Origin of the sequence: Amycolatopsis sp. NPDC059027 (assembly GCF_042739735.1) — a bacterium.
Lineage (GTDB): Bacteria > Actinomycetota > Actinomycetes > Mycobacteriales > Pseudonocardiaceae > Amycolatopsis.
This window is the reverse complement of the sequence record NZ_JBHYIK010000074.1, coordinates 30,052-42,267: the sequence shown is the minus strand read 5'-3', so window position 1 is coordinate 42,267 and position 12,216 is coordinate 30,052. Positions and strand designations below refer to the sequence as shown.

14 protein-coding genes are annotated in these 12,216 nt (G+C 71.7%); 9 read left to right on the top strand and 5 right to left on the bottom strand.

Features of this window, described 5'->3' with window-relative positions:
- Positions 1-237: 237 nt before the first annotated feature.
- A complete protein-coding gene (locus ACFWY9_RS36740; RefSeq protein ID WP_378330935.1) occupies positions 238-789 on the bottom strand; it encodes a GNAT family N-acetyltransferase in 552 nt (183 codons plus the stop codon).
- A 147-nt stretch (positions 790-936) separates the two neighbouring features.
- Between ACFWY9_RS36740 and ACFWY9_RS36735 the strand changes: the two genes are divergently transcribed.
- Positions 937-1,743 carry a DUF1295 domain-containing protein gene (locus ACFWY9_RS36735; RefSeq protein ID WP_378330934.1) on the top strand — a complete coding sequence of 269 codons (807 nt, stop codon included), beginning with the start codon at positions 937-939 and terminating at the stop codon, positions 1,741-1,743.
- A 129-nt stretch (positions 1,744-1,872) separates the two neighbouring features.
- Entirely contained in the window at positions 1,873-2,763 is an 891-nt protein-coding gene (locus ACFWY9_RS36730) for a hypothetical protein (protein WP_378341068.1), read from the top strand.
- A 46-nt stretch (positions 2,764-2,809) separates the two neighbouring features.
- Here the strand turns inward: ACFWY9_RS36730 and ACFWY9_RS36725 are convergent, their stop codons facing one another.
- Positions 2,810-3,196, bottom strand: a complete 387-nt coding sequence (locus tag ACFWY9_RS36725; RefSeq protein WP_378330932.1) for a DUF6401 family natural product biosynthesis protein — start codon at positions 3,194-3,196, stop codon at positions 2,810-2,812.
- A gap of 35 nt (positions 3,197-3,231) precedes the next feature.
- Here ACFWY9_RS36725 and ACFWY9_RS36720 point away from each other — a divergent pair, with 35 nt between their 5' ends.
- Positions 3,232-3,717 (top strand): GNAT family N-acetyltransferase, encoded by a 486-nt coding sequence (locus ACFWY9_RS36720; protein ID WP_378330931.1) that lies wholly within the window; start codon positions 3,232-3,234, stop codon positions 3,715-3,717.
- A gap of 54 nt (positions 3,718-3,771) precedes the next feature.
- A complete protein-coding gene (locus ACFWY9_RS36715) occupies positions 3,772-5,085 on the top strand; it encodes a serine/threonine-protein kinase (protein ID WP_378341067.1) in 1,314 nt (437 codons plus the stop codon).
- A 15-nt stretch (positions 5,086-5,100) separates the two neighbouring features.
- Here the strand turns inward: ACFWY9_RS36715 and ACFWY9_RS36710 are convergent, their stop codons facing one another.
- Positions 5,101-5,511, bottom strand: a complete 411-nt coding sequence (locus tag ACFWY9_RS36710) for a hypothetical protein (protein ID WP_378330929.1) — start codon at positions 5,509-5,511, stop codon at positions 5,101-5,103.
- 156 nt (positions 5,512-5,667) lie between these two features.
- Between ACFWY9_RS36710 and ACFWY9_RS36705 the strand changes: the two genes are divergently transcribed.
- Positions 5,668-6,102, top strand: coding sequence for a VOC family protein (locus ACFWY9_RS36705; RefSeq protein ID WP_378330928.1), 435 nt, complete (start codon positions 5,668-5,670; stop codon positions 6,100-6,102).
- A 4-nt stretch (positions 6,103-6,106) separates the two neighbouring features.
- Here ACFWY9_RS36705 and ACFWY9_RS36700 read toward each other — a convergent pair whose 3' ends face one another.
- Complete coding sequence (locus ACFWY9_RS36700) at positions 6,107-7,198, bottom strand: CpaE family protein (protein WP_378341066.1); 1,092 nt, start codon at positions 7,196-7,198, stop codon at positions 6,107-6,109.
- Between the two features lie 236 nt (positions 7,199-7,434).
- Between ACFWY9_RS36700 and ACFWY9_RS36695 the strand changes: the two genes are divergently transcribed.
- The 3 genes from ACFWY9_RS36695 to ACFWY9_RS36685 all read left to right on the top strand — a co-directional run bounded on the left by ACFWY9_RS36695 (position 7,435) and on the right by ACFWY9_RS36685 (position 10,251).
- The gene (locus ACFWY9_RS36695) at positions 7,435-7,842 is read left to right on the top strand and encodes a pyridoxamine 5'-phosphate oxidase family protein (RefSeq protein WP_378341065.1); all 408 of its coding nucleotides are present in this window, start codon (positions 7,435-7,437) and stop codon (positions 7,840-7,842) included.
- A gap of 124 nt (positions 7,843-7,966) precedes the next feature.
- Positions 7,967-9,604, top strand: a complete 1,638-nt coding sequence (locus ACFWY9_RS36690; RefSeq protein WP_378341064.1) for a GAF domain-containing sensor histidine kinase — start codon at positions 7,967-7,969, stop codon at positions 9,602-9,604.
- A complete protein-coding gene (locus ACFWY9_RS36685; protein WP_378330924.1) occupies positions 9,601-10,251 on the top strand; it encodes a response regulator in 651 nt (216 codons plus the stop codon). The genes ACFWY9_RS36690 and ACFWY9_RS36685 overlap by 4 nt, the downstream gene beginning before the upstream one ends.
- 2 nt (positions 10,252-10,253) lie before the next feature.
- Here the strand turns inward: ACFWY9_RS36685 and ACFWY9_RS36680 are convergent, their stop codons facing one another.
- Positions 10,254-10,820: a sigma-70 family RNA polymerase sigma factor gene (locus ACFWY9_RS36680; protein ID WP_378330956.1), complete on the bottom strand. Its 567-nt coding sequence runs from the start codon at positions 10,818-10,820 to the stop codon at positions 10,254-10,256.
- A gap of 362 nt (positions 10,821-11,182) precedes the next feature.
- Here ACFWY9_RS36680 and ACFWY9_RS36675 point away from each other — a divergent pair.
- Positions 11,183-12,216, top strand: a 1,034-nt coding sequence (locus ACFWY9_RS36675) for a helix-turn-helix domain-containing protein (RefSeq protein ID WP_378341063.1), incomplete at its 3' end; no start/stop codon positions are given.

Below are 12,216 nucleotides of genomic sequence, written 5' to 3'. Positions count from 1 at the left end.
CGGGGGGGGGCCCGCCGGGGGCCCGCCTGTGCCCCCCCGCCCCCTTGCCCCACAAACACCCCCCCGCCGGGGGGGCCCGCGGCAAAGGTAGGACGCTGCGCCACACCGTGCCGATGTCGTGAACGGCGCGTTCGGGACATCGTAGGTGTCTCGCCGGGGCGCCGGGAGCTGCGGCCGCGGCGTCGTCCTTCACGACGGTGAACGAATCCTTACCCGGTAACGAGTTCGCCGGGCCGGTCAGGAGCGCCAGGGGCGGGGGTCGGCCCGCACCAGTGACCACACCTGGCCGTCCTGGCGCCCGCCGTTGACCGGGTACTCGCTGCGCAGCAGGCCCTCCTGCGTCATGCCGAGCCGTTTCGCCACCGCCGCGCTGGCCGCGTTGTCCACCGCGTTGCGCCATTCCACCCGCGCCATGCCCCGCGTGTCGAAGGCCCAGTCGGCCAGGTGCTGGACGGCCAGGGTGATCAGCCCCTTTCCTTGTGCCCACGGTGCCAGCCACACCCCGAGCTCGCAGTTTCCCGATGGCACGTCGAACACGCGGAACATCACCCCGCCCGCCAGCTCGCCGCGCAGCCGGATGCCCCAGATCCTGCCGCTGTCGGCGGCCTGGAGATCGGCGTAGCGCTGGAGGTACGCGCGGGCGCTTTCGGTGTCCACCACGACGGCCGCCATCCCGACCCACGGCTTCAGGTGCTCGCGGATCGAGTCGATGTGCGCGGCGAACTCCTCGGCCTGCCAGGGCTCCAACGTCGTCAGTTCGGCGTCCTCGCGCAGGGATCGGGTCAGCATCGGCGGCCTCCGTCTTCGGTGTCCTGGTGATCGACCAGCTCGGTTCGGAGATTACGCACTGGCACCGACACGAACGAAGGGGTCCGGTGCGTCGACGTTCGTACGCGCGGTCCGGCCATGGGCCGTTTCCTGTGCCAGAGTGCGGTCATGAACGCGATCGAGGTCTGCCTGTCCGTCTTCGGCGGCGTCTGCCTGGCTACCTGGTTGTTGTCGATCACGACGCGGGAGTACTCCTGGATCGACCGGATCTGGTCGATCGTGCCGGTGGTGTACGTGGCGATCTTCGCGGGTGCCGCCGGGTTCACCGACGCCAGGCTGGACACGATGCTGGTGCTGACCGCGTTGTGGGGCGCGCGGCTGACGTTCAACTTCGCGCGGAAGGGCGGGTACGCGCCGGGGGGAGAGGACTACCGCTGGGTGATACTGCGGGAACGCATGTCCCCGGGGCGGTTCCAGCTGTTCAACCTGTTCTTCATCACGATCTACCAGAACGCGCTGCTGCTGTTGATCACGCTTCCGGCGTACACCGCGCTGGGAAACCGGGCGCCGTTCGGGGCCGCCGACGTGATCGCCGCTGTCCTCTTCCTCGCGTTCCTGGCAGGCGAGACGATCGCGGACCAGCAGCAGTGGACGTTCCACCAGTGGAAGCACGCCGAGATCGCGGCAGGGCGCGAGCCACAGCCGCGGTTCCGGCGGACCGGCCTGTTCCGCTACTCGCGGCATCCGAACTTCTTCTTCGAACAGGCCCAGTGGTGGACCGTGTTCGCCTTCGGCGCGATCGCGGCCGGGTCGGTGCTGCAGTGGACGGTGGCCGGGCCGGTGCTGCTCACGCTGTTGTTCGTCGGCTCGACGCGCTTCACCGAGAGCATCAGCCTCGGCCGTTACCCGGAGTACGCGGACTACCAGCGCACCACCTCGGCGCTCGTCCCGTGGTGGCCGCGCGCCGCGCGCTGACGGGAAAAGGCCAGGTCAGCGGCGCCGCTGTGATCGGAACGAAACAATGCGTGTGAGATGTCTCGCACTGGGTAGTCCTTTTGGACCGGTCCGGTAACGGAGTGCTCCCGGTAGGGAAGGAGAAGCCCAGTGTCAGGTACCGCACTGGCGGCCGTCGACTTCGGTCAGGGCGTGTCCAACGCCTGGAGTTCGGTCGTCACATTCGTTCCGAAACTGCTCATGTTCCTGGTGATCCTGCTCATCGGCTGGCTGGTCGCGAAGGCGATCGCGAAGCTCGTGAGCCTCGCGCTGGACAAGCTCGGGTTCGACCGGCTCGTCGAGCGCGGCGGGATCAAGCAGATGCTCGCGCGGAGCAAGTACGGCGCCGCCGACATCATCAGCAAGCTGCTGTACTACGCGGTGCTGCTGATCACCCTGCAGATCGCGTTCGGCGTGTGGGGTCCGAACCCGGTGAGTTCGCTGCTCAACGACATCGTCGCGTGGCTGCCGCGGGCGGTCGTGGCGATCATCATCGTCGTGGTCGCGGCCGCGATCGCCAGGGTGGTGAAGGATCTCGTCGGCAACGCGCTGGGCAGCGTGTCCTACGGCGGGGTGCTCGCCACCATCGCCTCGGTGTTCATCTGGGGCCTCGGCGTGATCGCGGCGCTGAACCAGATCGGCGTCGCCGTCACCGTCACCATGCCGGTGCTGATCACCGTGCTCGCCACGGCGGGCGGTATCGCGGTGGTCGGTGTCGGTGGTGGCCTGATCCGGCCGATGCAGCAACGCTGGGAGCGGTGGCTCGGCCGGGCCGAGGCGGAGATCCCCGCCGCGAAGGCGCAGACCGAGGCCTACCAGCGGGGTCGTGAGGACGCCCGTCGCGCGGGCACCGTGCCGTCCGAACAGACGGCCGTGCACCAGCCTGCGGGCACGGCGAGCCAGCACACGCGCAGCGAGCCGGCCACCGACCCGCACGGCATGCCCCGGACTGGTCAGGAGCCACCGGGGCCGATGCCCCCGCCGCCGGGACTCGGCGGCTGACCGGTCCGGTCCGCGGGAGCACGACGGGTAGGGCGGTCCGGCCGCCCTACCCGTTTTCCGCGAGGGGATCGGCGCGCGGGGTGTCGATCGTGGCGGCCAGCGCGCACACCCCGACCAGGCGGGTGGTCAGCCAGTCCGCGGCCGTCCACGCCGGGAGGTCGGCGGGCACCCGCAGCGTCCAGCCGCGGCCGGTGGCTTCGTCGAGCAGGCCGCGCGCGTACCCGGCGAGCAGTACGACCCCGGCGACCGCGGCCGAGGTCTCGACACCCGAGGCGAGGATGTCGCGGACAGCGGCGGAGTGCTGGTCGAGGGCGGCGGCGAGCCCGGGAACCGCCGCCGCGGCGGCGAGCCCGGCGGTGCCGAGCCGCTCGTTGAGTCCGGCGAGGGTCCGGCGGGCGGACGACTCCACCCAGGACGTGACGAGTTCTCTCACCGCACCAAGGTAACCGCGCCGGTACCGTGGCCGGCATGCGGATCCGGGAGTTCGCCGAGGCCGACTGGCCGCGGGTGTGGCCGATCGTCGAGGAGATCGTGCGGGCGGGGGAGACCTACACCTACGACCCGGCGATGACCGAGCCCCAGGCTCGCGACACCTGGATCGAGGCGCCACCGGGACAGACGGTCGTCGCGGTCGACGACGGCCGCGTCCTCGGCACCGCCAAGATGGGCGCGAACCGGCCGGGGCCGGGATCGCACGTGGCGACGGCGAGCTTCATGGTCGCCGCGGACGCGCGCGGCAGGGGCGTCGGCACCGCGCTGTGCTCGTTCGCGCTCGGCTGGGCCAGGGAGCGCGGGTTCGCGGGCATGCAGTTCAACGCCGTGGCCGCGTCCAACACGGCCGCCGTCGAGATCTACCGGCGGCTCGGCTTCGAGATCGTCGGCACGGTCCCCGGCGCGTTCGAACACCCGGCGCTGGGACGTGTCGGCCTGCACGTCATGTACCGCACCTGCTGAGCACGCCGGTCGCGGCGTCGAACCGGACCGGTCCGCGGATCCGTGTAGGGGGACGTGGGCGACGAAGGTGAGCTGATCGCCGGGCGCTACCGGCTGGTGGCCAGGATCGGCCGCGGTGCCATGGGCGAGGTGTGGCAGGCCCGCGACGAACGGCTGGATCGCGTGGTCGCGGTGAAGCGCCTGGCGCCCTGTGCCGAGCCCGGCGCCGCGACGGCGGACCGGGCGATGCGGGAGGCGCGGGTCGCGGCCCGGTTGCGGCATCCGCACGCGATCACCGTGCACGACGTCGTCGAACACGACGGGTTGCCGCAGCTCGTCATGGAGTACCTGCCGTCGGAGAACCTCGCCGCCATTCTCCACAGTGGACAGACGCTGCCGGAGGGGTCCGTCGCGGCGATCGGGGCGCAGGTCGCGTCCGCGCTCGAAGCGGCGCACGCGGAGGGGATCGTCCACCGCGACATCACCCCGGGCAACATCCTGATCGCCCCGGACGGTACCGCGAAGCTCGCCGACTTCGGCATTTCCCGCGCGGTGGGGGAAAGCACGGTGACCGCGGGCGGATACATCGCGGGCACGCCGGCGTATCTCGCGCCTGAGGTGGTGTGCGGGGAGGAGGCCGGGTTCCCGTCGGACGTGTTCTCGCTCGGCGCGACGCTGTATCGGGCGCTGGAGGGCAGACCGCCGTTCGGCACCGGCAAGAACGCCATGGACCTGCTGCGGCGCGCCGCTCGCGAGGAGGTCGGCCGCCCCGCGCACCCCGGGCCGCTGTCCGATGTGCTTTTGGCTCTGCTCCAGCGAAATCCGGCCGATCGCCCGGTGATCACGCGTGCCCGCGAACTGCTCGGTGCCGTCGCCGAAGGACACCCCGCCCCGGCTCCGGGGGAACGCACGAAAGTACTGCCGCCGCAGCGGCGATGGCGCTGGCACCGCGCCGCGGTGCTGGGAGCCCTCGCGATGGCTCTGCTCGCCTCGGGAGTGCTGATCGGCAGCAGGATCGGCCGTGGCACGCCGGAGGCCCGTGCCACGTCGCCGGTTCCGCCACGCCCTTCCGCGTCCGCACAGGCCGGGTGCGACGCGCGGTACGAGGTGACGGACTCCTGGCCGGGTGGCTATCAGGTGCTGGTGACCGTGCGCGGCGAGGACGGCGCGAACCTGACGGGCTGGGCGGTGAGCTGGGCGCTGCCCGCCGGGCACCGCATCGGCACCCTGTGGAACGGCACGCTCGCCCAGCGGGGCACCACGGTCCGGGTGACCAACGCGCGGTGGAACGCCGTCGTGCGGCCCGCCGGGGCGACGTCGTTCGGCCTGATCGGGCTGACCCGTGGCGACCACGCCGCCCCGCCGGTGCTCACGTGCCAAGCGTTGTGACGCAAGGAAAAGCGGTCAGTAGTCGTCGCGTCCGGTGAACTGCTGCTCCAGCAGCTCGGCGGACCCGGCGACCAGCTCCAGCGGATCGAGGAACTCGTTGATGTCGAGGTTGATCAGCGGCAGCGAGTGCCGCAGCACGATGTGGTCGCCCATCACGGCGGCACCGCCGACGACGATGGTGTTGCCGATCTCGGCGAGCACGGCGTGCAGGTCGACCTCGTCCGCGCGGGCGAACGGTGTCGCGATCTGCACCCAGTCCTCTTTCTGGTCGAAGATCTCGTGCGCGATGACCACGACCTGGGCGCGCTGCTCGGTGTCGGGGTCGCCGTCGCTGAAGACGAGCCGGATCCGGATCTCGTCAGGCTCGTCCCGGACGACCCGGTACGACTGCCTGATGAAGGTGACCAGATCACGCCACTCCGCCATGGAGTTCCTCCGTTCTCGTGCGTGAGCGTTCAGCCTAGCGAGAACCCCCGCGGACCAGTCCCGCATTCGCCCGGATGGCTACCGGTCCGGGCGACGAGCCCGCGCGGCGTGACATCCGGGGCCTCGGCGCACAACACGCGCCACTAGGGTGAGGCGATGGGGTCGATCAAAAAGGTCCAGGTCACCTTCGACTGCGCGGAACCCGAGCGCGTCGCCCGTTTCTGGTGCGAGGTGCTGGGATACGTCGTGCCACCGCCCCCGGAGGGGTTCGCCACTTGGGACGATCACGAACGCTCGCTGCCGGCCGAGCGGCAAGGCGCGGGGTTCGTCTGCATGGATCCCACTGGGGTGGGCCCTCGGCTGTACTTCCAGCGCGTTCCCGAGGGCAAGGTCGTCAAGAACCGGGTGCATCTCGACGTGCGGGTCGGCACCGGGCTCGTGGGTGAAGAGCGTGTCGCCGCCCTCGAAGCGGAGTGTGCGCGGCTGGTCGCGCTCGGCGCGGTACGCCTGCAGCTGCTGCGTGCCGACGAGTACAACGAATCGTGCCTCGTGATGCAGGACGTCGAGGGTAACGAGTTCTGTCTCGACTGAGGAGTCACCGGTGCCAGGCGGGCGTCCGGAGCCTGCTGCGGGCGAACTGCCGGACGGCTTGGCTGAAGGGGTGTTCCGGCCGGTCGGCGGCCAGCGGACGGCGGCGGTTGATCGACGCCGGGACGTCGAAGGTGAACGGGAGCCTGGCCGCGACCGGATGCCGCACGATGGCGTCCTGTTCGGCCGGGCTCGGGAGCGTGCGCGTGTCACACCGGTTGAGCACGACCGCGCGGCTCGCCCGCGGATAGCCGAGCAGGTCCAGCACGCCGAGCACGCGACGGAGGCCGATCAGCGCCGTCCGCTCCGGACCGGCCAGCACGACGTGGGACTGCGCGCAGTCCAAAGCGGACAGAACCGGCGAGGACAGCTGGGCGGGGGTGTCGACGACGACGTGGTCGTAGACCTCGGCCAGCGCGGCGAGCAGTTCCCCGGTCCGGTGCGGGGGAATCGGTTCCTCCTCGCCGGGTCGCGCCGGGGCGAGCACGCAGTCGACGCCGGCGCGGAACGGCGTGACCAGCCGCGCGAGGTCCGCGGGCAGCCCGGCGGTCTGCTGCCGGGGCCTGCCTGCCGGAAGGCCGAGGGCGGTGGTGAGATCGCCGGTGAGGACGTCGAGATCCACCAGGCACACCCGGGGTGACAGTTCACTGAGGACGACGGCGAGGTTCGCCGCGAAGGTCGTCTTCCCGTGCCCGCTCGTGGCGGCGGTGACGGTGACGATCCGGCCGCGTGCCCGGTGCCGCCCCGGCGCGTCGGTCAGGACGCGCCGCAGCAGGGCGCACACCCCGGACAGCGCCGCGTCGTCGCCGGGCGCGACGAGCGCGCGGATCCCGGCCTGTCCGGCGCGGCGGCGCAGCTCCGGGCCCGCCGCCCGCACCAGGACGATCCGCACCGCGGGGTGCGAGGCGCGCAGCTGGACCGCGAACCGCAGCACATCCTCGACGTCCGGGCCCGCCCCGACGACCACGATCGTCTCGCCGGGATCGTCCGACAGCGCGCGCCGCACGGCGTCGAGACCGGGCACGGTGCGGACCTCGCCGTCGAGCGAGGACGCCAGGCGCAACGCGGTCGTCGTGTCCGCCTCGCAGAGGATCGTCATCGGTCCCGGCTCCTTTCGGCGGTTTCCCTTGGCTCCCATGGCTCGCGAAGAAGTGTGCGGCGGCGGACGCCGTCCCGGCTTCGGGCGAGTGACCCGGGACCGGCCGTGCCACCCGGCCCTTGCCGGGACTCCGCGCGGGTGCTAGGCGCGCGGCGCGACCGGGTCTATCGGCCCTATCGCCGGTTCCGGGGCGGCGAGCATCGTGAACCGCACACCACGGCTCGCGAAGGAACAACATGACGGATCCATCGGGCTTCGAGGTGCTCGGCCGTGAGCAGTGCGTCGCCCTGCTGGCCACGGCGCCGATCGGCCGAGTGGTGTTCACCCACCGCGCGCTGCCCGCGGTGCAGCCGGTGCAGTTCTCGGTGCGGGACGGCGCCGCCGTTTTCGCCGTGCCGTCCGGAAGTGCCGTGTTCGCCGCGATGCTGGACACCGTCGTCGCGTTTTCCGCCGACGACGTCGACGTGTCCGGGGGCTGGTTCGTCACCGCGCTCGGCAGGGCGCACGAGGTCCGTGACCCCGCGGCGACCGCCGAGCTGGTGGCCCTGCCGCTGACGACGTGGATCCCCGCGCCGGGCGACCGGTATGTCCGGGTTCCGCTCGAAGCGGTGTCGGGCCGCCGGATTTCGGCGGTCCGTCCGTAACGAACCACTGTCCGTAGTCGACTGGATCTACAGAAGGCTGGTCGGCGGCCCGCTGTGGTGCGATCCTCGACGGGTGCCCGGACGCCGTCCGGGATGGGTGACACCAGCGGGACCCGTGGGAGCCGTGGACGAAACCGGTGTGCCGAAACTGCTCGACGCGGTGGTCGCCATCGCGCAGGATCTCAGCCTGCCCGATCTCCTCCGCAAGATCGTGCGCGTCGGTGGCGAACTGGTCGGCGCGCCCTACGGCGTGCTCGGCGTGCTGGGCCCCGACGGCACGTTCGACGAACTGGTCGAGCACTACCGCGAAGGCCCTTCCCCGCTGCCGGAGCGGGACGGCGAGCCGCCGCGGCGGCTGAGCGAACTCCACGCCGCGGCGCCGGAACATCCGCTCGCGCGGTCGTTCCTCGAAGCACAGATCCGCGTCCGCGACCGGCTTTTCGGCTACCTCGGGTTCGCCGGGAAGGACGAGTTCACCGCCTACGACGAGGAGGTGCTCGCCGGGCTCGGCGCGGCGGCGGGGGTCGCGATCGAGAACGCGACGCTGTTCGACGAGGTCCAGCGGCGGGAGCGGTGGCTGGAGGCCTCGTACCACGTCACCGGCGCGCTGCTGGCCGAGCAGGACCTCGTCTCGACCCTGCGGCTGATCGCCGAACGCGCCAGGGTCGTCGCGGGTGGTTCGGCGGGCGCGGTGGCGCGGCCGCTGGGCCCGGACCGGGCGGAGCTGGTCTTCGAGGTGGTCGAACCGCGGGGCCAGGACGCCGACCGCCTCGCCGGGCTGCGGGTGCCCACGGAGGGCACCGCGACGGGCCTCGCGTTCACCAGCGGACATTCCGTGGTGGTGCGGGACTACGGCGAATACGTCGAAGCGCAGCAACGCGGCAAGGTCGCTTCGCTGCCCGCGATGGTCCGTGACCTCGACTCCACCATCGCCGTCCCCCTCATCGTCGGCGACGAGACCCTCGGCGTGCTGCTGGTCGCGAAGTTCCGGGACAAGACGCCGTTCACCGACTTCGACGTCCAGCTGGCCGAGACCTTCGCCGCGCACGCCGCGCTCGCCGTCGAGTTCGCCCGCGCGCAGGAGGACCGGCAGCGGCTCGCGGTGTTCCAGGAACGGGACCGGATCGCGCGCGATCTGCACGATCTGGTGATCCAGCGGCTGTTCGCCACCGGGCTCGGCCTGGAGGGGCTGAGCCGGATGATCACCGAACCCGCGGTCGCCGACCGGGTGACCGGGTTCGTGCAGGACCTCGACCGGACGATCCGGGAGATCCGCAACAGCATCTTTTCGTTGCAGGAGCCGGAAGAGGTCCAGGGCAGCCTGCGGTCCGAGCTGCTGCGCGTCGCGCTCGACAGCGGGAACGCTCTCGGCTTCGAGCCGAGGATCGGGTTCGACGGGCCGCTGGACGCCGCGGTCGGCGGCGCGGTCCGCGGCGATCTGGTGGCCGCGCTGCGGGAGTCACTGTCCAATGTGGCCAGACACGCCGGGGCGACCGAGGTCGCGGTGGACGTCGCGGTCGACCGGTCCGGGCACGAGCTGCGGCTCACCGTCGCCGACGACGGAGCCGGTATCCCCGAGGACCCCGCGCGGCACAGCGGGCTGGCCAACCTGGCCGAGCGTGCCGCTCGCTGGGGCGGGACGTTCTCCGCGCGGCGGCTCGACGGCGGCGGCACCGGCGTCGAATGGACGGCGCTGCTCAAGCAGTCCACTGTGGACACCACTGAGGAAGCCGGGCCCCCGGGAGAGGAGTGCGAAGAATGACCATCTCGGTGTTCCTGCTCGACGACCACGAGCTCGTCCGCACCGGGCTGAAGACGGTGCTGGAGGCCGAGGACGACATCCGTGTCACCGGTGAGGCGGGTTCGGCGGCCGAGGCGCTCGTGCGTGTCCCGGCGGTCCGCCCGGACGTCGCGATCCTCGACGTCCGGTTGCCCGACGGTGAGGGCGTCAGCGTCTGCCGGGAGATCCGCGCCGCGCTGGACCCGCCGCCCGCCTGCCTGATGCTGACGTCCTATTCGGACGACGACGCCCTGTTCGGCGCGATCATGGCCGGGGCGGCCGGATACATGCTCAAGCAGGTGTCGGGCAACTCGCTCGTCGCCGCGGTGCGTACGGTGGCGGCGGGCGGGTCGCTGCTGGACGTTACGCTCACCGCGTCGGTGCTGAGCAGGCTGCGCGGCGAGACCGAGACCCCGGATCCGGGGTATGAACAGCTCAGCCCGCAGGAGAAGCGGGTGCTGGATCTCATCGCGGACGGGCTCACCAACCGCCAGATCGCCGCCGAGCTGTATCTCGCGGAGAAGACGGTGAAGAACTACGTCTCCTCGCTGCTGCACAAGCTCGGCTTCGAACGCCGCACGGCGGCCGCGGTCTACGCGGCCAACCGCAGGCAGCGGCCGTCCCGCTGAGCTCAGGCCTTGCGGCGGCGTTTGGGGGCACCGCCGCGCAGCACGCGCCGCAGATCGGTGAGGGCGCGGTGCTGCATGACCCGTACCGCGCCCGCGCTGCTGATCCCGAGCGCCGCCGCGGTCTCCTCGGCGCTGAAACCGAGCACGATCCGCAGGACCAGCACTTCGCGGGGGCGGGCGGCGAGCCCGTCGAGCAGGGCCGAGATCCGGTCGAGCCCGTCGGCCTGTTCGACGTCTTCCAGTGTCGGGTCGCTCGGCCCGTTCCGCGTGCCGGGGTCGGGGTCGGCCGTGGGCGCGGACGGGTCGCGGGCCTTGGTCCGCCGCGCGTCGGCGACCTTGTGCGCGGCGATGCCGAAGACGTACGGCAGGAACCGGCTGGTGTCGTGCCGGTAACGCGGCAGCCCGGCGAACACCGCGAGCAGCACCTCCTGCGCGCAGTCCTCGGCGCCGGCGTAGCCGTTGTGCCTGCCGCCCAGATGCCCGAGGCAGTACCGCAGGACGATGGGCCGGAGTTCGGCGAGCAACAGGTCGATGGCCACGCGGTCACCGTCGACCGCGGCGCGGACCAGCCGCTCGTCGGGCTCGTAGGGCCGGGAGACACCGGCCGCGCGCGGAATCGGCTGGGGAAGTGTGGTCGTCACGCGCCCGCACCTCCCGCGCCGGCGCGCTCCCGTCGCAGCGGGACCGGACCGTCCATGGAGAACACCCTTGCCACCCCGACCACCCCTCTCGTCGCGGATCGCGTGATAGCCCGTTCGACGGTACGGAGTGCACCCTCCCCGCGCGCCGGTCAAGAAGCCCGCCGAGCCCGGGTCTTTGGGCCCTGGTGCGGCGGGGTTCCCGGCGCTCCGGCCGTAATTCGCGAACTGCGGGAAACTTTCGTTGGTCCCGTCCTCCGGTGCCGGTAATCTCCCCTGCAAGGAAAATCCGGATGTCGCGATGCGAGGTGGCCGTGCTGGATGTCATCGGACTGCGGGAGGTGGACGTCGCGGTCTACGCCGCGTTCGCCGGGCGGAAGTCGATGACGCTCGCCCAGTTGCGCGCCGAAACCGGGCTGAGCACGCAGCGGCTGACCCCGGTATTGCGCGGTCTCACGGAAAAGGGCCTGCTGGTGCGGTTTCCCGGCGCGCCCGCGGCGTACGCGGCGGTGAACCCCGGTGTCGCGCTGGACGCGATCTTCCGCCGCAAGGAACAGGAACTCGAACACGCGCGGATGGTGGCGTCACGGCTGCAGGAACGGCACCGGGAAGCACCGGGGAAAAATCCCGTCGACCTGATCGAGGTCGTCCAGGGAAACGAGGTCATCGCCGAACGGGTCGAACAGCTTTTGCGTTCGGCGCACCGCGAGGTCGTATTCGTCGACAAACCGCCGTATACGCGGCTGCCGACGGTACTGCACCCGGCCGAACAGGAGCTGTTGAACCGCGGAATACGCTTTCGCGGTGTCTACGACAAAGGCGCGCTGGAATTGCACGACCTCGTCGCGGATCTCGAAGCGGGACTCGCGCTGGGGGAGCAGGCGCGTGTGGTGTCGCACGCGCCGCTCAAGCTGATCGTGGTCGATGCTCACGTCGGGCTCGTCCCGTTGCGGTCCGGTTCCCCGCAGGTCGGCACCGCGCTCGTCGTCCACCCGTGCAGCCTGCTCGACGCGCTGTCGGCGCTCTTCGGTTTTCTCTGGGATACCGCGATCCCGTTGCGGCTGCCCGGCGGCGGTGAGCAGGGCGGTGAGGCGCCGGCGTTCGAGGACACCCGGCTGCTCGCCCTGCTCACCACCGGAATGCCGGACCGGAGCATCGCGAAACAGCTCGGCCTGAGCTACCGGACGTTCCAGCGGCGGCTGCAGAACCTGATGAGCACCCTCGGCGCGGCCACCCGGTTCCAGGCCGGGCTCCAGGCGGGGCGCCGGCGGGGGGGGGGGGGCCCCCCGCCGGGCCCGCCCCCCCCCCCCGCGGGCGCCACCGAGGC